Annotated in this window: 24 protein-coding genes; 18 read left to right on the top strand and 6 right to left on the bottom strand. The window is 26.5% G+C overall.

Translation table 11 applies throughout. From position 1 onward, the window contains the following. Positions 1 to 298 precede the first annotated feature (298 nt). The gene (locus tag FRIFI_RS11835; protein ID WP_166505962.1) at positions 299 to 502 is read left to right on the top strand and encodes a transposase; all 204 of its coding nucleotides are present in this window, start codon (positions 299 to 301) and stop codon (positions 500 to 502) included. Positions 503 to 813: 311 nt separating this feature from the next. Next, the gene (locus FRIFI_RS11830) at positions 814 to 1128 is read left to right on the top strand and encodes a hypothetical protein (protein WP_166505961.1); all 315 of its coding nucleotides are present in this window, start codon (positions 814 to 816) and stop codon (positions 1126 to 1128) included. Between the two features lie 187 nt (positions 1129 to 1315). Here FRIFI_RS11830 and FRIFI_RS11825 read toward each other — a convergent pair whose 3' ends face one another. Together FRIFI_RS11825 and FRIFI_RS11820 are read right to left on the bottom strand one after the other, a co-directional pair. Then, positions 1316 to 1486: a hypothetical protein gene (locus FRIFI_RS11825; RefSeq protein WP_166505960.1), complete on the bottom strand. Its 171-nt coding sequence runs from the start codon at positions 1484 to 1486 to the stop codon at positions 1316 to 1318. 166 nt (positions 1487 to 1652) lie between these two features. Further along, positions 1653 to 2009, bottom strand: coding sequence for a helix-turn-helix domain-containing protein (locus tag FRIFI_RS11820; protein ID WP_166505959.1), 357 nt, complete (start codon positions 2007 to 2009; stop codon positions 1653 to 1655). 181 nt (positions 2010 to 2190) lie between these two features. On the opposite strand from FRIFI_RS11820, the gene FRIFI_RS11815 reads away from it, so the two are divergent. Both FRIFI_RS11815 and FRIFI_RS11810 read left to right on the top strand, forming a co-directional pair. Further along, entirely contained in the window at positions 2191 to 2982 is a 792-nt protein-coding gene (locus FRIFI_RS11815; protein ID WP_202819461.1) for a conserved phage C-terminal domain-containing protein, read from the top strand. 8 nt (positions 2983 to 2990) lie between these two features. Then, positions 2991 to 4295, top strand: coding sequence for a replicative DNA helicase (locus tag FRIFI_RS11810; protein ID WP_166505958.1), 1305 nt, complete (start codon positions 2991 to 2993; stop codon positions 4293 to 4295). 38 nt (positions 4296 to 4333) lie between these two features. On the opposite strand, the gene FRIFI_RS15490 is transcribed toward FRIFI_RS11810, so the two are convergent. From FRIFI_RS15490 to FRIFI_RS11795, 3 genes are read right to left on the bottom strand one after another with little or no spacing between them, the layout of a single operon-like run. After that, complete coding sequence (locus tag FRIFI_RS15490) at positions 4334 to 4483, bottom strand: YvrJ family protein (RefSeq protein WP_092923898.1); 150 nt, start codon at positions 4481 to 4483, stop codon at positions 4334 to 4336. 4 nt (positions 4484 to 4487) lie between these two features. Beyond that, the gene (locus tag FRIFI_RS11800; protein WP_166505957.1) at positions 4488 to 4715 is read right to left on the bottom strand and encodes a DUF2922 domain-containing protein; all 228 of its coding nucleotides are present in this window, start codon (positions 4713 to 4715) and stop codon (positions 4488 to 4490) included. Positions 4716 to 4774: 59 nt separating this feature from the next. Continuing rightward, entirely contained in the window at positions 4775 to 4999 is a 225-nt protein-coding gene (locus tag FRIFI_RS11795; RefSeq protein ID WP_166505956.1) for a DUF1659 domain-containing protein, read from the bottom strand. Between the two features lie 182 nt (positions 5000 to 5181). Between FRIFI_RS11795 and FRIFI_RS11790 the strand changes: the two genes are divergently transcribed. The 3 genes from FRIFI_RS11790 (at position 5182) to FRIFI_RS11780 (ending at position 9929) form a co-directional block, all read left to right on the top strand. Continuing rightward, complete coding sequence (locus tag FRIFI_RS11790; protein ID WP_330383783.1) at positions 5182 to 5460, top strand: Mor transcription activator family protein; 279 nt, start codon at positions 5182 to 5184, stop codon at positions 5458 to 5460. Between the two features lie 326 nt (positions 5461 to 5786). Further along, positions 5787 to 8144, top strand: coding sequence for a cell wall-binding repeat-containing protein (locus tag FRIFI_RS11785; RefSeq protein ID WP_166505955.1), 2358 nt, complete (start codon positions 5787 to 5789; stop codon positions 8142 to 8144). 231 nt (positions 8145 to 8375) lie between these two features. Further along, the gene (locus tag FRIFI_RS11780) at positions 8376 to 9929 is read left to right on the top strand and encodes a glucosyltransferase domain-containing protein (protein WP_166505954.1); all 1554 of its coding nucleotides are present in this window, start codon (positions 8376 to 8378) and stop codon (positions 9927 to 9929) included. A 115-nt stretch (positions 9930 to 10044) separates the two neighbouring features. On the opposite strand, the gene FRIFI_RS11775 is transcribed toward FRIFI_RS11780, so the two are convergent. Further along, entirely contained in the window at positions 10045 to 10221 is a 177-nt protein-coding gene (locus FRIFI_RS11775) for a hypothetical protein (protein ID WP_166505953.1), read from the bottom strand. Between the two features lie 563 nt (positions 10222 to 10784). Here FRIFI_RS11775 and FRIFI_RS11770 point away from each other — a divergent pair. The 11 genes from FRIFI_RS11770 (at position 10785) to murJ (ending at position 25175) form a co-directional block, all read left to right on the top strand. Beyond that, complete coding sequence (locus FRIFI_RS11770; RefSeq protein WP_278336139.1) at positions 10785 to 11855, top strand: acyltransferase family protein; 1071 nt, start codon at positions 10785 to 10787, stop codon at positions 11853 to 11855. Next, positions 11827 to 13074: a DUF6080 domain-containing protein gene (locus FRIFI_RS11765; RefSeq protein ID WP_166505951.1), complete on the top strand. Its 1248-nt coding sequence runs from the start codon at positions 11827 to 11829 to the stop codon at positions 13072 to 13074. The genes FRIFI_RS11770 and FRIFI_RS11765 overlap by 29 nt, the downstream gene beginning before the upstream one ends. Then, on the top strand, positions 13049 to 13228 hold the full coding sequence (locus tag FRIFI_RS11760; protein WP_166505950.1) for a hypothetical protein: 180 nt from the start codon (positions 13049 to 13051) through the stop codon (positions 13226 to 13228). Before FRIFI_RS11765 ends, FRIFI_RS11760 begins: the two co-directional genes overlap by 26 nt. 39 nt (positions 13229 to 13267) lie before the next feature. Continuing rightward, on the top strand, positions 13268 to 13411 hold the full coding sequence (locus tag FRIFI_RS11755) for a hypothetical protein (protein ID WP_166505949.1): 144 nt from the start codon (positions 13268 to 13270) through the stop codon (positions 13409 to 13411). Positions 13412 to 13475: 64 nt separating this feature from the next. Beyond that, complete coding sequence (locus FRIFI_RS11750) at positions 13476 to 14105, top strand: DedA family protein (RefSeq protein WP_166505948.1); 630 nt, start codon at positions 13476 to 13478, stop codon at positions 14103 to 14105. Positions 14106 to 14804: 699 nt separating this feature from the next. Continuing rightward, the gene (locus tag FRIFI_RS11745; protein WP_166505947.1) at positions 14805 to 16448 is read left to right on the top strand and encodes an EAL domain-containing protein; all 1644 of its coding nucleotides are present in this window, start codon (positions 14805 to 14807) and stop codon (positions 16446 to 16448) included. A 332-nt stretch (positions 16449 to 16780) separates the two neighbouring features. Further along, positions 16781 to 19123: a preprotein translocase subunit SecA gene (gene secA, locus FRIFI_RS11740; protein ID WP_166505946.1), complete on the top strand. Its 2343-nt coding sequence runs from the start codon at positions 16781 to 16783 to the stop codon at positions 19121 to 19123. A gap of 514 nt (positions 19124 to 19637) precedes the next feature. After that, the gene (locus FRIFI_RS11735) at positions 19638 to 21605 is read left to right on the top strand and encodes an N-acetylmuramoyl-L-alanine amidase (protein ID WP_166505945.1); all 1968 of its coding nucleotides are present in this window, start codon (positions 19638 to 19640) and stop codon (positions 21603 to 21605) included. Between the two features lie 197 nt (positions 21606 to 21802). Beyond that, entirely contained in the window at positions 21803 to 22456 is a 654-nt protein-coding gene (locus tag FRIFI_RS11730; protein WP_408638361.1) for a sugar transferase, read from the top strand. 93 nt (positions 22457 to 22549) lie between these two features. After that, positions 22550 to 23602 carry a cell wall-binding repeat-containing protein gene (locus FRIFI_RS11725; RefSeq protein WP_166505944.1) on the top strand — a complete coding sequence of 351 codons (1053 nt, stop codon included), beginning with the start codon at positions 22550 to 22552 and terminating at the stop codon, positions 23600 to 23602. A gap of 16 nt (positions 23603 to 23618) precedes the next feature. After that, a complete protein-coding gene (gene murJ / locus FRIFI_RS11720; protein ID WP_166505943.1) occupies positions 23619 to 25175 on the top strand; it encodes a murein biosynthesis integral membrane protein MurJ in 1557 nt (518 codons plus the stop codon). Positions 25176 to 25269 lie beyond the last annotated feature (94 nt).

The following is a 25269-nucleotide window of genomic DNA, read 5'->3' as shown; positions in this document are numbered from 1 at the left end:
ATGATGTAAGGGCTGTCGCACTAAAAATAGGGCGACGCCTTTTTTTTATAAAAATAAGCCAAAATTTAAAAGAAGATTGTGGTTTTGTATAATAGTTATATGCAAAATAAAATACTAAACAAATTGGTTATACTACTATAGTTATAATTATAAATTTAAACTACTATTAAATGTTGATTGTAGAATTCTGAAAGATGATTTAATTAGTTTATTAAGACAAATTATTGAGGAGATTAAATTAGAAAAGTTATACAAGACTTATTCTTAAATTAGAGGAAATATAATAATCCAAAAAAATATGTTGAATATTGTAATTTATGTAAATATGAACTGTATGTATTCATCTAGAGAAATTGAAAAAGTATGCATAAGATATATCAAATTTATGTATTTATTAGACAGAGCTTCAGCTCCAGATTATTCAACAACTAAAAGAATTAGAAGTATTGATTTTAGTATAATATTATATACATACATAATAGAACGAATTATGATAAAGTGAGATTAGTATAGAAAGCTAGAATCGAACATACTTCAAGCAAGTGGACAAAGGATAGTAGTCAGTTAAATGTAAATGCATTTTCTAATAATATGAAATTATCGCAAGATAGAACAAGGGTTGGTAATGTAAATGTTGTTTTATATGTTAGAGATCAATATTATACATCAGATTATGAATATAAATATCATATAGAATGGTGAGATACATTACAAGAAAGAAAAGATAAAAATAAAATAGATAGATATGTTATAACTAGAAAACATGATGAAAACTTTAATGTAACTCTTATTAATAAAAAAACACATTGTATTATGGAAAAGAATACTTCTTCTCATATAAGGGTATGTAGATCTTGTCTTAGAAAATTAGACTATGAAGGTTACAAAAAAGCGGGACATAACTATGCTAAAAAAGATAAAATTTATAATAGATTTTCTCTAGAAAAGTTTTTAGAGGAAAACAGAAGGAAAAAGAGTTTTTTACCAAAAGATGTTGAAATTAAAAGTTGGATAATAAAAGAGGATAATGAGTATCCTAAGAATTGGAATGAATTATCTAGAACCTATAGAAAAAAGGTCAATTGGAAATGTGAAAAATGTGGCAAAGATTTTTCTAACAGAAGATAGGAACTAGAAGTTCATCATATAAATAGTTGCAAAAGTGACTGTAGGGATAAAAATCTTATAGCACTTTGTCATAAATGTCATGTTCACGAACATCAGTAATTTATTATATAAGACTATTACAATCTTATAAAGATATGTAATATATAATTAAAACAAGTAAAATAAAAGCTAGACATTTGCCTAGCTTTTATTTATACATTTCATACATAAGACTAATTTTCATATAAAGATCTTTCTTTTCTTCAGAACTAAAATTATCACTAGAAAAAACTACACTAGCAATTTCCATTATCTTATCAAAGTCCTTAGACGTAGGTTTTTCACCTTCAAATTTAAGAAGCTTACATTCACTAAACATAAAAAATCCCCCTGAGTTTATTATTATAATTAAAATTGTTTAAAATGACATCAAATAACTAAAATAACAAAAATTCAAATAAATAGTATATATAGTGCAAAAGTTCGTAAATATACAGAATATATGTTTTGCACTAAGCTGAAAAATTAGCCACGCGTTGCGTAGCCTATTTTAATGAATCAAAATAAAGTGTAGATAGCTCTTTAAATAGCTTGTCCTTTTCATCTCTACTAACATCTTTGTTTTTAAAGAATTCTTCAACAAAATCTAAGAACTGGTCTTTTATATCTATATTAATATCTCTGTCTTCATTTATACATAGTAAGTAATCTAAAGATACATTAAAGTACAGGGCGAAATCTCTAAGTGCTTCTGTTTCTGGCTTTCTCTTGTCGTTTTCATATTGAGATATTGCTGACTTTGTGAATGTATAACCATATATCTTATTAAAATCATCTACTAACTCTTGTTGTTTTAGACCTTTTTGAATCCTAAGTTCTTTAAATCTTTGTCCAAAAGTCATTTTAAATCCACCTCACCATACTTAAAGTATAGTATAAAGTTTCGTTGGTGTAAACTAAAAAACAAATATTAGTAAAAAATATTAAAAATATATTGAAAGTTAACATAAATAGAACTACAATTTAATTAAAGATAACAAAGATAAAACTAATTAACAAATACGAAACTTAAAGGGGGATTTTATGTATAGTAAGTTAAATATTAGAGTCCTTAGGTTTAATCCAATTAAGGATGTAGACAAGATTATTTTTAATCATTATCTTATGAGGAGGGTTAATGCTAATAATATTTACAAAAAACTTGAAGCTGGGTATTTTACATTTACTATAAGTGGGGCAGTTAGTGAGCTTGGTTTTTCTAAGGGTAAGGTGCAAAGATTAATTAAAAGCTTTGTAGAGTTAGGTATTATTAGTAGGGTAGTTAAAGGCAATAAAACTAATAAATGTTCTATATATAAATATATAACTGACTCTAGGCATGATACTAAAGTTGATACAAAAATAATAACTAAAAATGATAATGATACAAATTTAAGCGAAGTATTATATATTAGTGATTTTAAGGATTTAGGGGATAAAGATTTTAAAGATTATATAGATAGTGATATTAATAATGATAATAAATGTGTAACTAAAGAAGGCAACTTAGAAAAAGATAATATAAATAAAAAAATAAATAATATATGTATTGATGTAATTGCTTATTTTAATAAAACCTGTAAAAAGAATTTTAAACCAACCACCAATAAAACAAAAAGCCTTATTAAGGCAAGGGTAAATGAAGGATTTGAGTTAGAAGATTTTAAGAAAGTTATAGATATTAAGTCAAAACAATGGATGTATAGTGATATGCAAAAATATTTAAGACCTGAAACTTTATTTAGCAATAAGTTTGAAGGGTATTTGAATGAAGAAATTTTAAATTATTCAAAAGAAGAGTCTGATGAAGAATGGGAAATTGAATTTGATTATTAGGGGGAACTATGAAGAAGTTTGATGCTATTAATATAGAGCAAAGTATTATTGGGAGCTTAATAAGTGATAATACATTAAATTTTAAGCTAGAGGAATTATATGAGGATTTATTCACTATAAATATTCATAAGTATATTTTAGATGTTATGAAAGTTTTGTATAAAAATAATATGGCTATTGATATTCAAAGTGTATATACAAAGCTTAAGGACAGATATATTAATATAGAGATAAGCTATTTAACTGATATGGTAGCTATTGGGGAAAATTATTCTATAGATAGTCATATTAGAATTTTAAAGGACAAGTATTTAAGAAGAGAGATTATCAAAAATTGTACTAATCTTTTTCAAGACTTAGGTGATGATGAAGATATGGATTTGGTTGTATATAATTTTGAGAAAAGAATGAGGGAAATTTTAAATAAAAATACTCAAAATTATAATGATAGTGTTAAAGATATTTGTGAAAGATTGCTTGATTATTTAGAAAATGATGAAGATATGGGAATAAAGTTTGGTGTTGAATATTTGGACAATATTATAGGAGGGTTATTTAAAGGTGAGCTTACAACTATTGCTGCTAGAAGTGGTGTTGGTAAGACTGCTTTAGCTCTTCAGATTATGTTAAACTGTGTTTTTCAAAAGAAAAAGGTATTATTTATTAGTAGGGAAATGAGTAATGAGCAAGTTTTTATGAGAAATATTACAAAAAAGACTGGAATTAGCACCAAGAAAATGAAGAATAAGCAATTAGAAGAAGATGAGTGGAAATTGGTTATAGATACTTTTAAGGAGTACTCTAGTCAAAACTTAATGTATATAAATGATAAGATAAGCACTATTAGTGCATTAAAAAGAAGAATAAGAGAGTTAGAGCCAGATTTAGTTATTATAGATTATGTTCAGCTTATGAATGTTGAATCTACTATGCAAAATAGAGAAAGAGAAGTGGCTAGTTTATCTAGGGAGCTTAAAAATATTACTTTAGATTTTAATATACCTGTTATTCAACTTAGTCAATTAAATGATGAGATGAAGGACTTTAGACCTTGGGGAGAGAGACCAATGAGAGATAGTAAGGCTATATTTCACGATAGCAACAATGTAGTATATATTCATGAACCTGTTAATTCTGATTTTGAGGATGCTATAAAAGCTATAGGTACAAATAGAGATAAGGTTATAAATTCTAGGAAAAATGGAATAAAGCTAGTTGATTTAATAGTTGCAAAATGTAGAGATGGAGAAACTGGATATAGGCATTATTGCTACAATGGAAAAAGACTTCATTTTCAGTCTATTAATTATTAATGTTACTTAGTATAGGAAAAGTAAAAAGGAGCTAGCCTCTATTTAGAGACAGCCCCTATATTTTTAGAGAGTTCACTAATACTATCTGTTAGTTTAGTTAGCTTTCCTTCTATTCTAACTAATAAATACATAGAAAGAGCAATAGGAAAGCCAACATTAGCAATCAGATTTTGCAAGTTTTCTTCCAACTAATTATACAACTAAGTCGTATTCAGTAGTATCAGTTTGAACTACCTTAGCATCTACTAAAGCAGCTAATTCCTCTCCATTTACAATAAATACACCTTTTGATAAAACTAAAGTCATAGCAGACTTTATCTCAGATTCAGTTAGATTTTCTCTAGGATCATCTACTGATAAAGAAAAATTTTTTCCATTTAAAGTTTTAAAAGTCATTACAAGTTTCTTTTTTATTTCCATAATATATCCCCCTAATTTTAATAATTAAATTTTTTAAATAACATATAAAATAAGTAATTTTATTCTGATAAGGTATTAGTGTCTATTTTAGATACACTTAAAAGAGTATTAGATTGAAGTGATGAAATTGCTGCTGCAACATCATATACATTTTGGTCTAGTGCATCTGGTGATATATTAGCATAAGTTTTACTTTTAACTATGCTTTTTCCAGTCTCATCATCCTTTCCACAATCATATCTTAATTTAAGTCCTGATGGGTTTTTAGTTACTACTACCGCCATAATAATCCTCCTTATATTCTTAGCAATTAGCTAAGTTATTTTAGCAAGTTGCCTTGCTTATACTTATATAATAGGTGAGAAAAATTATATGTAGTTATAATGTAGGTTGACAACTTATGTAAGGGATATATGTTTCTCAAATACTTTTGTGGAAAGAGGTATTTAGTGACACTACTATATAAATAGAAGGAAAAAGTAAGGAAAATAATAAAAAACAGGAGGAAAGTATGATAAGAGAAGACTTAGAGGCTTTATATGAGTTAGTTGGTGAAGAAGTATATTTAGAGATATGCAAACTATATGGAGGTAACAGTTTATATGTTCCAACTTATAGTAGCGCTATAAGGGATAAAAGGAATGAAGAAATTATTAAAAGATTTAATGGAGTTAATGCATCTATATTAGCTAGGGAATATAAAATGAGCGTTAATCATATAAGAAGAATAGTTAAATGTGGTTAAGATTTAGAAAAATATTTGTGAATAATGTTTGAAATGATAAAGTTAGAAATTGAATCTTTTGTTTGAAAATGTAGTGTTTTCAATGAAAAAGGGGAAAAGTGTCGAAAAAAGGGGATAGCTTTAGCTATGTAATGGCAGTATATAGAGAAATTAAAATGTAAAAAAATGGATTTGAATGTTAGAAAATGTCGAAAAAAGGGGATTTTGGAAAGTTGAAAGATTAGCTAAAACCGTTGAAAAAAATGTTTTCTAAGATTATGATTAGTCCTGTGAGAGATACAAAGGTCTGAGAGATGTTAAAATAACATACATCGGAGGGTAATATTATGAAAAAAAGAAATATGGCTATAACAATAGCTGCAGTTAGTGCGGCAACTTCAGTAGCTCCAGCCTTAGCTTTTGCTGATACTTTAGATAATCAAGTAATAGCTTCTACTGATGCTAACGCAGTTAATCAATTAAAAGGGGAAATACAAGGATTTTTAAACACTAAGTATACTAACGAAGCAAATATGTTAAAGGATGTAACATATCAAAATTCAGAAAAACAAAATTTAACAAAAGCTGTAGCAGGACAATGTGTTTATACTATACAAGTAAAATGTGAGAACGCTAAAAATAACATATCTAACTTAACAGATATGGATCAATTAGATGTTGCTTTAGCACAACTAAATAATACAGATAATAGATTTTTAAATATAGAAGTAATAGATAATGGACATAACACAGTTAATGGACAAATAGTTAACTGGAAAGAAGGAAAATATACTCAAGAAGAGATAACAAATGTTTTAGATACAGCATCTCTTGCAGTAATAGATACGAAAAGTGAAGCAACTGATGCACAAACTAAAGTTACAGCAGTACAAACAGCAATAACATCTGCAATAACAGCTGCAAAGGATAATGTTCCAGCTGATTTAACAGCAGCAGATGCAGCGGTAAAAAAAGCAGCAGCTGCTGTTAAATCTGATGCTGCAGGTAATTCTGCTGAATTAATAACACCAGCTAATGTTCAAGCTGCAAAAGCTGCTCTAGAAACTATAAAAACAAATGTTCAAGATATAACTAATGCTACAAATACAGCATTAGAAGCATTAACAAATAATTTTATAACTGATACTAAAAAAGTTGATGATAATACAGTAGAATTAACTTTAAAAAATAATACAACTCCTTTAACATTAAAAACAGGAGATACTGAACTTAACTTACAAGCTCCTATATATTCTCAAGATAAATCAGGAAGCTACTTAGATAAAGATGGACAAGTAATAGCTGGTGTAACAACTAATGAACAAGCTGCTACTAATGACGATACAGTAGTAACTGGATTTGAAGTTGCGAGAGAAAATTTACAAATAGCTCAAAATGGACAACCAAGTGATTTTGAAGCTAATAGAAACTATGGTGTTGACTATAAAGCAGTTGCAACTACTAGCTATAAAGCACAAGACTTATATGATTCTTCAATAGGTAGATTTACAGATGCAGGAAATCAATTATATAAATTTATAAAAGACTACAATGCTATACAAACTCCAGCAGGAAATGCTACTATAGGTGATGTTACAAACGGTACATTAACTATAACATTCCCAGTGGATAAAACTAAAGAAATGACGAATGCTACTAGCTTAGCTACAAATGTAGCTGACGGTGCATTTGCTAAAACAGTTATATCAGGAAGCAACAATGATTTAACTGCATTAAAACAAGCATTAACTAACAATGCTCCAATAAAAACATTAGCTGGTGCTGATAGATATGATACAGCGGTACAAGTAAGTAAAGCTACATTTACAGCTAATAACTCAGCACAAAATGTTGTTTTAGTTTCAGGAACTGCTTTAGCTGATGGATTAACAGCTACTCCATTTGCTGCAAGTAAGACTGCTCCAATATTATTAACTGGAAAAGATAAAGTTAATGATAAGACTATGGCAGAAATAGCAAGAGTATTACCAGCTAATGGAGCTAAAAACGTATATGTTATAGGTGGAGAAAACACTATATCTAAATCTGTTGAAACTCAATTAAAGGCTAAAGGATATACTGTAACTAGAATACAAGGTGACGATAGATACGAAACATCTTTAGCAATAGCTAAAGTTATGGAACCTAAATTAGATGGAACTGTATACGTTGCTGGTGGATACGCAGAGCCAGATGCTATGAGTATAGCACCGATCGCTGCTAGAAAAGGAGCTACTAATCCAATATTATTAGCTAATGATAAAACTGGATTAAGTACAGATCAAATAAATTATATATCAGGAAATAAAGCTGCTCAATCATATATAATAGGTGGTGCTGATAGAGCTCCAGAATCTATAAAAACTCAATTAAAAGATGCTGGTATGACTAATGCTACAGAAAGATTATCAGGTGCTGATAGACAAGGAACTAATGCTGCAGTTATAAAAGAATTTGCTACAGCTGATAATATGAAAAACTTATATGTTGCTAAATCAGATAACCAAGGATTAGTTGATGCTTTATCTGCAGGTGTATTAGCTGGTCAAACTAATTCTCCAGTAGTATTAGCTACTAATGCTGTAAATGCTGAGCAACAATCAGTAATAAAAGCTAAAAACCCAACTATAACAAATAAGACTCAAATAGGTGAAGGTATAGCTGCTCAAGTTTGGTCAACTATAAATAACTTATTCACAAAATAATATTCAATTAATATAATTTCATTAATCTTCCTAAAAGAGTATAGACGAAAGTCTATACTCTTTTTAAAGTTATCTAAAGTTATCTATAGTTAACTTATTTAAATATAAAAAATGTCTAGCGAATGGAGTAGAAAAATTGTTTTAATTGTAAAAATATAGAAAATAATATAGAATATATTAAGTATTCACAGAGTAAATACAAAAAATAAAACTTTATAGAATGGGAGCAAAATGAGTACGATTATCAACAAAATAAAAAATACTGAAAAAATTGATTTTAGAAAAATATGCTCTAAAATTTCAAATGTAGAAAAAGTAGCATTTATAACAGTGATGGTTTTAGGATTATTGACTCATATATTTATGTTCGTCAATGTATTGCCAAACTGGGATAGTATGTATAACTTCAAAGGAGACAAAATTTGGATACATATGGGAAGATGGTTTTTAAATGAATCTCAAAAATTATCTTCTATAGTAGATATACCATGGGTAATAGGAATGTTATCTTTAGTATTTATAGGTATAACATGTGCTATAATTGTGAACGTCTTAGAAATAAAAAAGATGTCTAGTGCAATAGCCATATCAGCTATTATCGTAACATTTCCTGTAGTCACAAGTACATTTTCATATATGTTTTTAGCCGATGGATATATGATGGGGATGATGTTATCGGCACTAGCTGTATTTATAACTAAAAAATATAAAAGAGGATATATTGTTGCAGGAGTTATGTTAGCATTTGCAATAGGAATATACCAAGTTAATTTAGGATTTGCTGTACTTTTATCATTATTAGTTATTATGTTAAAAGTATTTAATAAGGATGAAGATATTGTAGACAACATAAAGTATGCTATAAGATTTGTAATTATGGCACTTATTGGAATGGTTCTATATTTTATTATTTTAAAAGTATTTATTTTTATACTACACAGAGGTCTTGGTTCTTATCAAGGAGCAGATCAAGGATTTTCTATTAATAAACAATCTATATTAAACATATTAACGGAATTTAAAAATTTACCTAAAGTTGTGACAGGTGGATATGACGCTTCATTTTCTAGTCTAATATTATTGTTATTTGTTTTTGCAGGAATTATGTTATTATATTTAATTAAATTAAATAAGATTTATAAAGATATATTAAAGTTAATATTAGTCTTAATTGCATTAGTTAGTATTCCTTTTATTACTGGATTTGCATATTTTATTTCAGAGGGTACGGCATATCATATGGTTATGAGGATGTCTTGGTCACTTTTATTTGTAGCTATAATTACCTTAAATGAAAAAATATCGATTAAAAAAGGTATAAATAATTTGTTACAACAAATAGTTTATAGTTTACCATTAGTTATTACTTGGATAATCATTTGGAACTTTATATTAGTTGCTAATATATCATACTTAAATATGCATCAAAGATATGAAAAAGAGTATTCATTAGCAGTAAGGGTGGTTGATAGATTAGAGATGAGCGAAGAATATAATCCCTCTACTCCAGTACTATTTGCAGGAAGTCCTTATACTCATAATACACCTGGTAATTACAGTGAGTATATTGGACATGTTACAGGGACAGATGGCAATAGCATATTCTTTTCAGATTACCATTTTAACCAATTTATTAAGTATTACATAGGTCTTAATCTAAATTCTGTTAGTGATAAAAAGGCAAATGAAATAATGAATTCAGAAGAATATAAAAGTATGAAGTCATTCCCTAACAAAGAGTGTATAAAGAAAATTGATGATGTAGTTGTGGTTAAATTTAGTTAAAAAAGAGTATATATGAAAGTCTGTACTGCACCCCAATTGTTGGACCAAAATTCTAACAATTGGGGTGTTTTTTAATATGGCAAAATATGATTACTTTTATGTTTTAGTACAATAACTAAATAGAATTCTTTTTATTATCAAAATCATCCAACTGCCCATAAGCACAACAAAGCAACAAATAAAGCTCCTTTTTCCTATCAGCATCCACATTATCATCAACAAAAACCCTACTAGCTAAATTTATCATCTTATCATAGCTATTAGAGTACGACCCTTCAACATCTTTGTCCATAAAAATATCATTAAAAAACATAATAATCCCCCTGTTATAAAACTATATAAAATAAATTAAAATCTCAAATAGAAATTCCTATCTATAAATAATTGTATCACAATATGGAAACAAATGGTAAAAAAATTAAAACAAATGTTTGGTAAAAACAATCACTCATTCCTAGTAAATGATATATAGATACATTAAAAAACAATCTATTGATATATATAGCATTTATAGTTTGTGCTGAAATAAATATTTAAAAGATTAGACATAAAAACTTTAAATAAAGCAAAAAGGCAAAAGTAAAAAATAGTGAAAAACATGGAAAATTATGTTAAAATGATTTTAGTATCTAATAATTACTAGAGTAGATGTTAATATGATTTGAGAAAATCAAAAATTTCAAAAAATTGTAATTAATTATGGATATAACAATAATAGTTATATCCTTTTTATTTGCTTATACAGATACTTATATAAATTAAGGTTGGAATTTAAATATATTCTAAGCTATTCAATAAGGCACCTTAAATTTAGGTACAGGAAAAATTATAGGAGGTTAAGAATATAGGATAATTATGAGGGATGAAAAATTAGATATATATAGGGGTTTAATTATGATGTATATCATTGGATTTATACATACATTATATTGGTTTCCGAATTTTGGAACTAAAATTAAATCCTTCTTTCTTTTTGAGATGGCAGTTGTATTTTTTATAACTGGAGCAAGTTATTCATTAAGTAATAAAAAATCATATGGTAAATATATTATTTCAAGGATACCTAGAATATTAATACCATATTTTATATTTATAATATTTCTAGTATTTATAGAATATGTAGCTAATATTCTTGGTACGACTATTACATATTTAAGTTTTAAGGAGTTTGTTATAAGTAGCTTTAATGTATTTAAAGAACCTAGTGTTACATTGGAATTTATTACATGGCATCTATGGTTTATACCAGTATACTTAATTTTAGTTCCATTTATACCGGTTATGTACAATTTATATAATGCATTAGGTAATAAATTTAAATATATACCTATGATTTTAATATCTTGTCTTATAGTATATATGCATAATATAGATAATCTTAAACTTTTTAAAAATGTTATATTCTATGCATTCTGGATATATGGAGGATTTTTTTATAATAAACTAAAAGAAATAAAAATAAGTAAATTATTAAATTTAGCAATAATAACTTTGATGAGTGCAATATTAATTTATTTGATTTCTAAAGACCAGTTTGTTATGGATATGCAAAAAAACAAGTTTCCTCCAAACTTTATATTTTTAATATATACGATTATAGCATTTAATTTATTATATATCTTAAGAGATTATATTTTAAATATAGGCAAAACAAAATATATAAATAGGTTAGTAAATCAATATTCCACTTATGGTTTTACATTATACTTATATCACCCGTTTACATATTTATTGGTTAGGCCAATATATATATATTTATTTGATATAAGTGGAAATATTATTTATAAAATTATAATGGTGCTAATAAATACGGTTTTAGTTATATATCTTAATTTAATATTCGCAAAGGTTTTTGGTAAGTTTGAAAATATTAAAATTTTAATAAAGGGGGTACAAAATGATAAGAAAAATTTATATGAAATATAAAGAAGAGTTGATTATATTTCTTATTGTGGCAACAATATACACTTTAATATCAGGTATATTTTTTTATAAAACAACTATACTTTATGAAACGAAAAATACATTTGATGTTATATTAGATTCAGATTCAGGAGTTTTATTTGAACGAAATATATTTGTTGAAAATAAAGATAATAACAAGCATATTCTTTTTTCAAAAATAGTTTCTATTATAGCATATCCAATATTTGTTATAAGCCAATTTTTATCTTCAAAGATAGGCATAAGGGTTGATTATTTATATGGTATAGGATTGACATTATTACAGATAGCAGTTAGTTCTATATCTATAACTTTAATTTTCAGCTACTTAAAATCATTAAAACTAAATAAAACAACACTTTATACAATAATGGGTATATTCTTATTTTCATTTCCACAGTTATTTATGAGTCTTAGTATAGAAAGATTTATATATGCTCAATTATCTATAATATTATTTATATATTTAGTTTATAAAAATAAAAATAAAGAAAATTACTTATTAGATTTAGCCGCAATACCATTATTTGGAATAACTGTTAGTAATATATATATATACGTATTAAATTTAATTATTAAATACAAAACTCAATTTAAAAAATATATAAAACATTTAACAGTTTTTGCTTTAACATCATATATAGCTATAATAACGACTAATTCTATATCACTATTAAATACAGTGACAGGAATAAAAGACAATACACCGTATGTATTCAATGGAACTTGGATTGAAAAAATAAAAATGATATTATTTAGGCTTTTATACCCAAGTATTTATTTTCCTGGAAACGAAATAACAACTTATGGAGTAAATGGGATTAATTATAAGATGATGCAAACTGACAATATAAATATCATATATTTTGTAATGTTTATGATTATATTATGTTTATGTATAGCATCTATTATTATTAATAGAAAAGACGATATAGTTAAGCTAAGTGCTGGTATAATACTATTTAATATTTTTATGCATGGAATTGTTGGATTTAATTTAATAAATGCTAATATAATGACTATACATTTTGGTTTTGCAATAATAATATTATTAGCACATTTTTGTAAAAATATTAAAAGTGAAAATATAAAAAGTGTAAATTTATTTTTAATTATAGTTTTGACTACAGTGATATTAAGTAATGGGCAAGGTTTTATAAAAATATTTAACTTAGGTGTACAAATGTTACCTAGACTATAAATTTAACAACAGAGAGATATTTAGGTCTTGGAAAAAGAAAGAGATAAATACTTTAAAAAGTAGTGCAAGTGATCATAGAAAGATACTTAAAGATTATAATGAAGAAATAATAAATCAAATGATTATGGTAGTTCAAAGTTGTACAATAGTTTGATATGCGCTTTATTCTGCGAGTAATATAGATAATCCTAATATGATATTTACAACTGTATTTGTAATATATGGTATTTTTAGACACAATTATATTATTAATATCAGTGATGAAGGAAAACCAACAGATGTGGTATTAAGTGATACTAGTTTAAAAATAGATGTTTTGTTATGGGTAGTAACATGAATTATTATATTATTATTCTAGTATATAATTTTCATGATAAATAATATAAGGGGAAATAAATTTAATGGAATTAAAGTTATTGATAGAAGAGTTTATAATAAATTATGGACTCATAAGTATTTTTATAATAGTAGCCCTTGAATATGCAAATGCTCCCTTACCTAGTGAGATAGTATTACCGTTTGTAGGAATACTAGCATTTAAATTTGATATGAATATATTTTTAGTTATACTAGTATCAATAATCGGTGGAGTATTTGGATCAGTATTAAATTATTATTTAGGATACAAATTAGGGCAACCACTATTATCATTTATAAAAAATAAATATCCAAAAACTAAAAAATCTATAAAAGCATCGTATAGATGGTTAGCAAAATATGAAAAAATATCTGTTATGTTATCAAGATTAGTTCCATTAGCTAGAACTTTTATATCTATAGTAGCAGGTGTTACTAGAATGAATGTATGGCAGTTTACATTGTATTCTGCAATTGGAATATCTGTATGGAATATAATTCTTATATTAGTTGGCTATTTTATAGGAGATAATATGGATTTAATTGTTAATATAATGAATAAGTACTCTCTAGTAGTAGGAATAATAGGTATTTTAGTAATAGGTTTTTATTGGATAACATTAAAAAATGGAAAAGAAAAAGATAGTGATAAATATATAAATCAAGAAGTATAATATACTAAAATAATGAAAAACACTGTAAAATACTTTAATATATAATAATTAGTAAAGTAGGCGTTAAAATTATTAGGAAAAATCAAAAATTTTTAAATAAAATACAAGTAATTATGGATATGGCAATAATAGTCATATCCTTTTACTTGCATATTATATTTGTTTTTATATTTTGTATGGTAAATAATATTAAAGTAATAGCAGAAGGTGTTTAAAATAAAGAGTAAGTAGATATTTTAAAGAATATAGATAATGATAATGTATTTAGATAATGATATTTTTATGCTCAGCCTCAGAGTAAAGGAAATATAAAATTAATAATATGTATAAAAAATATAATAGATAGTAGTAAAAGGGTGGTTTGTAAAAGCCATCCTTTTTTAGATAAACAATGTAAAAAAAAATAGAACGAGCACAAAGGCAAGAAAAATACTAAAACATACAAAAAAATACAAAAAATACAAATAATATCAAAAAAGTGTTGAAATTTTGTAGAAAAGCATATATAAATATATAAATAAAATAATTTTAAAATTAAATTAAATTAAATAAAAATATTTGAATGATAAAATAATTTTGAATTGAGATTAATAAAATGTTATTTAACTAAAAATTTAAAATAGGAAATAGTATTAAATTTAAAAATGCAAGGAACTTAATTATAAAGTAGTATTTTAAACTTAGAGGGGAGAACTGAATGTGATAAAAAATAAGTTTTATAAAATCTTAATAGTAAATATATTACTTGTAATAGTTGCATTAAATTGCAGTATTTTATATGCCAATGAAAAAGATATAACCATAAAGTTAGGGGTATATAATTATGAACCATATTTTTATATTAAAGATGGAGAAGTTAAAGGGTATTATAAAGATATTTTAGATAAGATTATTCATGATGTTAATAAAAATAATACTAGTAATAAAAAGATAAAGGTTGAATATGTAAAAGGAAAGGTATCTTCATTAATCAAAGATTTAGAAGCAGGTAAAATAGACATTATGATGGACCTTCAGTATACAAAGGAAAGAAAAGATAAGTTTATTTATTCTAAAAATTATATTGGAGTAGAGAGAATATCAATTTACACTTATAAAGATTCTGAACCTGAAGATATAAAATATCTAGACAAAAAAAAGGTTGCTTTTATAAAAGAAGAATATGGATCACAATGGTTATTAGATTGTTTACAATCATATAATATAAATCCTATACCTATATGGGTAAATGATTATAAAGAAGCATTACAAAAGTTAGATGACAAATCTGTAGTGGCAACAATTTCCCCATCAGACGAAAATAAACTTGATAGATACAACGAAATTCAGCAGTTTTTATCAGGTCCTGTATATATAGCAGCATCAAAGGATAATAGATGGATTATAGATAAAATTGATAACACTATAGACAATTATACTAAAGAAGAGAAAGAGGAATTAGAAAAGATATATTTTAAATACTTTCACAATAAAATTGCAAAGAAAGAAGTTTTATTATATATAATATCCTCAATATTTATATTATTTATATTAATAAAATATATAATACCAGCTAAAAAGAAAAATAATCTAAGAAAAAAAATAAAAGATGACTTAATAAAAGATAGATATACAGTTTATTATCAACCAATAGTTAATCCTAAAAATGATAAAATTGTAGGATTTGAAGCTTTAATTAGATATATAAATCCTGAAGGCAAAATAGTACCACCACATTTATTTATAAATGATATTGAAAATATTAATATGACTGAGGAGTTATCAATATGGGTGTTTAAAACCATATTAAGAGATTATGAGTGGTTTAAATTAAACACAAATCTAAAGGATGAAAAGTTCTATATTTCTATGAACATATCTTTTAATGAGATAAAAAGCAAAAAATTCTTACAAACAGTCAATTCTATAATTGAAATGGATGAGAGTTTTGAGAGTAAAAAGATTGTATTTGAAGTTGTTGAAAATATAGAATCAGAGAATTTAAAAGAAATAAAAAAAGGTATGGAGTTTTTACAAACTAAAAATATAAAAATAGCTTCAGATGATTTTGGCATTAAATATTCAAATCTAGATATATTATCCAAATTTAATTTTGACATGGTAAAAATAGATAAATATTTTATAGATGAGATTAAAAATAACGAATTTAATCATGAGGTTATAATGTTTTTAAGTAAGATATGCAAGCAATATAACAAAAGTATAGTATTAGAAGGTGTTGAAGATAAAGAACAAGTAGACATTATAAAAAACATAGACTACGATAATATATTTATACAAGGATATTTTTATGCAAAGCCTCAGAGAAAAGAGGATATAGATTTGATTAAAATAAGGAAATAACAAAAAGTTAATAAAACAACAATATAAAGCGAAAAGGAGCAGACATTGTCTGCTCCTTTTCAGTGTGAGAAATACTTGAAAAAAGAGATGTTTTAAATTTTTCAAGTATTTACATTATATACCACCTAAACATATATGTCTATATAAAAACTAAAATATATAATATAAAAATTATTAAAAAATAAAATGAGGTATGTAATTAATAGTTTTTACTTATATTAAGTAATTTTGGGATATATGGTATAATAAGGTTATAAATTAAAAAAACTAGTGATAAAAATGTATGTAACTAGACGAATTCTATTGAATATTAGGGGAGGCAGTAAAAATATATGTCAATTTTAGATAGATTAGTCAGTAAAGCTGATGAAAATGAAATAAAATCATTAAATAAAATTATAGATCAAATCGATAGCCTTGAAGAAAGTATGGTAGGCTTAAGTGATGAACAATTAAAGGGAAAAACTAAAGAATTCAAGGAAAGGTTAAAATTAGGCGAAACATTAGATGATATATTAGTAGAAGCTTTTGCAGTATGTCGCGAGGCATCAAAGAGAGTTTTAGGTATGCGTCAATATAGAGTTCAGCTAATAGGTGGTATAGTTCTTCACCAGGGTAAAATAGCTGAGATGAGAACAGGAGAAGGTAAGACATTAGTTGCAGTAGCACCAGTATATTTAAATGCTCTAGAAGGCAAAGGGGTACATGTAATTACTGTAAATGATTATCTTGCTAAGCGTGATAAAGAAATCATGCAACCTGTGTATGAGTTTTTAGGTATGAGTGTAGGGGTTATACTTGCAAACCAAGATCCATCTGAAAGAAAAGCACAGTATAATTGTGATATAACATATGGTACTAACAATGAGTATGGATTTGATTATCTAAGAGATAATATGGTAACTAATAATGAAGAAAAAGTACAAAGAGAATTAAACTTTACTATTATAGATGAGGTGGATTCTATACTTATAGATGAAGCTAGAACACCACTTATAATATCTGGTACTGGAGATGAAAGTAATAAGCTATACGAATTAGCAAATGCTTTTGTTAAGACCTTAATAGAAGAAGATTATGAGATAGAAGAAAAAGATAACACTATATCACTTAGTGATAGTGGTATGACTAAGGCTGAGAAATTCTTTGGTATAGAAAACTTAACTAACATAGAAAATATAGAAATATATCATCATATTAACCAAGCATTAAGAGCTCATAAGTTAATGGATAAAGATGTTGATTATGTAGTTAGAGATAATGAAATAATGATAGTTGATGAGTTTACTGGAAGAATAATGGATGGAAGAAGATATTCAGAAGGACTTCACCAAGCTATAGAAGCTAAAGAAGGTGTTGAGATAAAAAGAGAATCAAAAACACTAGCAACAGTAACATTCCAAAACTTCTTTAGAATGTATAAAAAACTTTCGGGTATGACTGGTACTGCAAAAACAGAAGAAGGTGAGTTTGAATCAACATACAATATGAATGTTGTTACAATACCTACAAACAAACCAATTCTTAGAGCTGACTTAAATGACTTAGTATTCAAAACAGAAGAAGACAAATACAATGCAGTAGTTAATGAAATAGAAAGAATACATAAAACTGGACAACCTGTATTAGTTGGTACTGTTTCTATAGATAAATCAGAATATTTATCTTCTTTACTTAAGAAAAAAGGTATAAAGCATGAAGTATTAAATGCTAAAAACCATGAAAAAGAAGCTGAGATAGTTAAAAATGCAGGTAAATTAAATGCAGTTACAATAGCTACTAACATGGCAGGTCGTGGTACAGATATATCTTTAGGGGCAGAAGATAAAGAAGAAGAAGTTAAAGTTAAAGAACTTGGAGGTCTTTATGTAATAGGTACAGAAAGACATGAAACAAGAAGAATAGATAATCAGCTAAGAGGACGTTCTGGTCGTCAAGGAGACCCAGGTACTTCAAGATTCTTTGTTAGTTTAGAAGATGAAGTTATAAAACTATACGGTGGAAGAAGTATAGAAAAAATAGCTAAAAAAATTACTCCAAATAAAGATGGCTCATTAGAAGGAAAGAGCTTATCTAAAGCAGTAGAAAGAGCTCAAAGAGGAATAGAAGGTAAAAACTTTGAAATAAGAAAAAACGTAATAAAATACGATGATGTTATAAATGAGCAAAGAAAAGTAATATATTCTGAAAGAAACAAAGTCCTAGATAAAGATGATTTAAGCGAATCAATACAAAATATGGTAAAAGATATAATAGAAGAAACTGCACAAAGATATTTAAGACATCAAAAGGATTACTATGGATTCTTAAATAGTCTAAATGCTAGTTTTATGCCAAAAGAATCTTTAATAATACCTGGTATGGACAAAATGACAGTTGAAGAAACAATTGATTACACTTATGATTTATCTAAGAGAGTGTATGACCTAAAGAAAATAATGATAGGGCCAGATAAGCTTAAAGAATTAGAAAGAAAAGTATTATTAGAAGTAGTGGATACTAACTGGATAGATCACATAGATACAATGGATCAGTTAAGACAAGTTATAGGGCTTTCGGCTATTGGTCAAAAAGACCCAGTTAAAGAATACACTATTCAAGGTTATGAAATGTTTGAAGATTTAAATAGAACAATAAGAATTGAAACTGTAAAATATTTATATAAATTTAACTAATTTGCTAATTCCCCTAAGATATAATTTTTTATATATTAGGGGAATTTTATTTTTATATTATAAAAGTAAAGAGGTCATAGACTAAGTCTATGACCTCTTTTATGTGAGAAATACGGAAAAAAGAGATGTTAGAAATTTCTTTCTTCCTAAGACAATTATACTATAACTTATTTTAAAAGTCGAGTGAATAAGTAAATATTTATGTTAATTAATTACAAAAATGTAACAAAATATCATTAAATAAATTACTTAAATAAATTGAGAAAATAAATTAATTTATTAATTATCCTACTTTTATTAATATAAAAATATAATTATAAAATTTATAAATATACGATAAATTAGAAAAAAAATTGAACAAATTTGAAAGTTTGATAAGTTAGTAAAAGTGTGTAAAAAATTGTAAATTTCAACGTTGTTGTGATATAATGTTACATATTGAGTAAAATTTGGAGAATTTTTGCTTTACAAAATTTGGAGAGAATATTAATTAAGTAAATTTGGAGGAATATTAATGAAGAAGAGAAGAAAGATGTTGTCAACAGGAATAATGGCAACTATGTTAGCTATGCCAACAATGGCTTTCGCTAACGAAACTAATGTTAACAGTTCAGATATAAATATAAACTTAGAAAAAAGAAGTGTTATATATGGAGACACTTCAAAAATAAGCATATCTTTTAAAGAAGACTTAAAAGCAAATAGCATAACTTTAAATTATTTATGTTATGACCAAACTTTAAGTACAACATTAAATTACAATCCACAAACTAAATCTTATGAAGGAACTATAAATTTCAATATAGACCCAGAATATTTAAATGTTTGGCAAATTGAAAATATAGTAGTAAATAGTGATGAAAATGCACAAACTTTAGATAAGTCTAAATTAAAAGAAATGGGATTAAACTTAGACGATTACAAAATAACTCAAGAATATATAGTATCAGATTTACCTAGCATGGCAAACTATATACAAAGAACTTCATCACCTGTTAAAAAGCTTGTAGGAAGCGATAATTTTGAAACAGCAGTTAAGATAAGTCAAGAAGGATGGAAAAATGGAAGCAACAAGTTAGTTGTAATAAATGGAGATAAAGTAGCTGATGGTATAACTGCAACACCACTTGCTGCAGTACACAATGCACCAATATTAACAGTTGGCCAAAATAATATACCAGATGTTATAAAAAATGAAATAAAGCGTTTAAATCCAAGTGAAATAATAATAGTAGGTGGAACAAATACTATAACAACATCAGTACAAAATCAATTAGCAGGAATAAACAATGCTAGAGTTAGTCGTATTGGTGGAGTAGATAGACACGATACATCTTTAAAAATAGCACAAGCTATGGATAATCAATATGATGTTCAAACAGTCTATTTAGCAGAAGGATTTAAAGGAGATATAGATGCTGTATCTATAGCAACAAAAGCAGGTCAAGATAAGCAACCAGTAATATTAACAGAAAAATACAAAGTTCCAACTGCTACTTATAACTGGTTAAAAAATGAAGGATTAAAAAATGCTTATTTTATAGGTGGACCAGAAACATTAGATACTAAGGTTATAGACCAAATAGCAGATATAACTAATGTAGCTAGTGGACAAAGTGTATATAAAAATAGAGTATATGGTGCAGATAGAAATGAAACTAACGCAAAAGTTATATCAAAATTCTATCCACAAGCAAATTTAAATGCTATGTTAGTAGCAAGATCTGATAAGCTTACAGATGCATTAGTAGCAGGACCACTTGGAGTAAAATTAGGTTCACCAGTACTTATAACTCCACAAATATATTTATCAAAATACCATGAAGCAAACCTAGATGCTAAAAATGCAGATATGGTTTATCAAATAGGTGATGGAATGAGACAAAGCGTTATAGATGATATAGCTTATAGATTATCACCTCATAATGCTGGTAGTAAAACTGTAGTTGTTGACCCAGGTCACGGTGGAAGTGACCCAGGAACTAGTAATTTAGAAAAAGATTATACGTTAGATACATCATTATCAACGACAGAATACTTAAGATCAAAAAATGTTAATGTAGTTCTAACAAGAGATACTGATAAATATATAACTCTAGCAGAAAGATCTAGCATATCAAATGCAATGGGTGCAGATTTATTTGTAAGTGTTCATTTTAACTCTTTTAATGGACAAGCAAGTGGTTCAGAAGTTTACTATAAATATAAAGACAGAAATGGTGGAACTAGTAAAACACTAGCTACTAATATATTAAATAGTATACTAAGCAAGTTTGACTTTAAAAACAGAGGAGTAAAAACTAGAACAACTGATAGTGGTCAAGATTACTATTCTGTAATAAGAAGAACTGATGCACCAGCTGTAATAGTTGAAAGTGCATTCTTAGATAACTCTAGTGATTTATCTAAATTAAATACATTAGAAAAAAGAAAGACTTTAGGTGTTCAAATAGGTAAAGGAATAGAACAAACTTTAAAGTAAAAATTTAGTCGAAAAATTTAAGAAAATAAGCAAAAGTATTGAAATATCAAGAATAATTTGAACTAATAAGCATTTATTTTATTGATTAACTACAAAATATTGAGTATAATATAAAAATGAGTCGAATTATATTTTATGCAAAATAACAATATATGGAGGCATAATATATGGATGATTATACTAGTGAGGGAAATGAAATGAATGTAACTACTTATAATAGTGAAAAAGAGCAATTATTCAACGATATCGATTACAGCTTAGTTAAAGGTTCAGTATTATTTAGCGTATATCAAAGAAGTTTAGATATAGTACTATCTTTAATTGGATTACTAGTAGGTGTGCCTATAATGATCATATTTGGTATCCTTATAAAGTTAGAAGATAAAGGGCCAATGACTTATAAGCAAGAAAGAATGGGCAAAGGTGGTAAGAGATTTTATATATATAAATTAAGATCTATGAGAACTGATGCCGAAAAATTTGGTGCTAAGTGGGCGGAAAAAGATGACCCAAGAATCACTAAAGTTGGACGTTTCATCAGAAAAACTAGAATTGATGAAATACCTCAACTATTTAACATACTTAAAGGTGATATGAGTATAATAGGTCCAAGACCTGAAAGGCCATCTTTTACTATTGAGTTTAATGAATACATTCCTGGATTTATAAATAGATTGGCGATAAAACCTGGTCTTACAGGATGGGCTCAAGTAAATGGTGGTTACGATATTACTCCAGAAGAAAAGTTGGTAGAAGATTTATACTATATAAGAAATAGAAGCATACTACTAGATATGAAAATACTTCTTAAAACTGTTAAGGTCGTACTAACAGGTGATGGAGCTAGATAATTTTGAAAAGTTTAGATTATTAAAAAGGCTCTTGTAATTAAAAGAGCCTTTTTTAATTGTAATCAAAATAAAGTAAAGGATATGATATATGATATGAAAAAAAATAGAGTTATTGCTTTACTGGTGGGAATAACAATAGCTACTACAGTATCTAATATTTATGCTAATGCTAACTTTAAAGTTAGAAATATAAGAGGTAGTAGTGAAGAAATATCCACACAAATAAATAAAGATGCATTCAGAAAGTCTGAGGAAGCAATACTTATAAATGATGAATCTGATATAGATTCTATTAGTGCTACTCCGTTGGCATACTTAAAAAATGCACCTATAATAACTACAGAATGGAAAAGAATAGATTCCAAGACTACCAAATATATAAAAGATTCGGGGATTAAGAAAATAACAATTATAGGTGGTTTAAAAAATGTATCTAAAACTGTAGAAGTGAAATTAAATAAATTAGGAATAGAAACAAATCGTATATATGGAGCAGATAGATATGAAACTGCAATTAAGATAGCTAATGAAATAAAAAAAGAAAGCAAGCAAAAATCAGATGAAGTAATAATAATAAGTTCAACAGCAGGCATTGAAAATAGTATAGCAATAACTGATTTTGCTTGTAAGAATAATATTCCTATACTTTGGGGTGATGATAATAATCTAGATCCAATCATAAAATACGTTAGAAATAAGAAATTTAAAAAAGTATATGCAATTGGAGATGGAGAAAGATTTAAATACTACGCAAAAGAAGGAATAAAAAATGTTAAATTAATAAAAGAAATAAATCCATATGATACTAATATGAAATACATAACAGATTTATACAAAGGTAAAAGATTAGATACTATATATACTATTAATATAGATTATGGAAATAAAGGAGATATAAGTCAGTACTTATCTCTTCCTGTAGCAGCTGCTAAGCAGAATATTCCTATATTAATATGTAATGAAAATTTTAGTCATAATCAGGAAAGATTTATAGAAAAAAATGTAACTGAGATAATAGAAGTAGGTCAAGAAGTAGGGAAATATAGTATATGGAATACGTTCAAAAGTGCTAGTTTTATAAAAGCTATGATTTTATTAGTTGTAATAATCATTATTATTGTAAGAGGAATGAAGATAGCTATTTAGAAATGAGGAGAAAAAAATGTCAAATGTAGCAAAATCGACACTTTGGATTATGGTTGGTACTATGCTTTCAAAAGTACTAGGTTTCTTTAGAGAAATAGTATTAGCCAATTTTTATGGAACAAGTTCACATGCAGATGTGTTTTTAGTAACACTAAACATACCTGGTCTAATAATAGCGGTTATAGGGTCAGTAGTAGCAACAATATATATTCCTAAATATATTGAAATAAAAGAAAATCTAGGAGAAAATGAAGCCCTAAAATTCACCAATAATATGCTAAATATTTGTGCTGTTATGGCTATTATAATAGCTATATTTGGTCTTATATTTACTAAAGAATTTATTGATATTCTTGCAGGAGGATTTGAAGGAGAGAAATTTAACACAGCAGTAACATTTACTAAAATTATGATGCCAGGTGTATTATTCTTAAGTGTAAGTAAACTATTAAGTTCTTATTTACAAGCTAATGATAGTTTTACAGTACCAGCATTAATAGGGACGCCGTATAACATAATAATAATAATATCTATAGTAATAAGTGCATTTACAGATTTCAGGTTTCTTGCAATTGGAGCTGTAATTGCAATGGCAAGTCAAATGATTTTCCAAATACCATTTGCATTCAAAAAATCATATAAGTATAGTAAATATTTTAACTTAAAAGATAAACACATAAAGGAATTGTCGATTCTAGTTTTACCAATGCTTATAAGTTCATCAATATCTCAGTTAAATATAGCTGTAGATAGAGCATTAGCAACAACTTTAGGTGATGGACCAGTATCGGCTTTAAACTTTGCATCTAGGTTAAATGATTTCGTAATGGCGCTTTTTGTAGCATCAATAATAACCGTAATATATCCAAAGCTTTCTAAACTATCTAACTCAGATGATAAAGAAGGGTTTAGAAATACAATCGTAAAAACTTCAAACAGTATAATACTAATTGTACTACCAATAGCAGTAGGAGCTATAGTACTTGCAGAACCGGTAGTTAGAATACTATTCCAAAGAGGTCAGTTTGATGTAGAATCAACGCATATGACAGCAGTAGCTTTAAGACTTTACTCAATAGGACTTATAGCAGTAGCAGTAAGGGATGTATTAAATAGAATTTTCTATTCTTTATCGGACACAAAAACACCAATGATAAATGGAAGTATAGCTTTAATAATAAATATAATTCTTAACTTTGCCCTTATAAATGTAATTGGATATGCAGGATTAGCTCTTTCAACTAGTATATCATCTATATTAACAGTTATTTTATTATTTATATCTCTAAAGAGAAAACAAGGATATTTTGGTGGAGATAAAATAATTAAAACTGGACTTAAGAGCTTAATAGCATCAATAATAATGGGAGTGGCAACAGTTGTTTCTTACACAAATTTATATTCAATAATAGGATCTAGTAAAATAGAAGAAATAATAGCAGTTTCTATATCTGTGCTAATAGGAGCGTTAATATATGCATTACTGATAGTAATACTTAAAGTTGATGAAGTTAACTTAGCTATGGATATAATAAAAAAGGCAAAAAATAAAATAATCAAAAATAAAAGATAATTTTATTTGATTCAATGAATTTTAAATAAGCTGTTTCGAAATGAAAAATTATATTTTTATTTTGAAGCAGCTAAATTTTAGTATATAAAAGGAG

It is taken from the genome of Romboutsia hominis (assembly GCF_900002575.1).
Lineage (GTDB): Bacteria > Bacillota > Clostridia > Peptostreptococcales > Peptostreptococcaceae > Romboutsia_C > Romboutsia_C hominis.
Note: the sequence above shows the minus strand (reverse complement) of the source record. Positions and strands in the feature narration are given on the sequence as shown.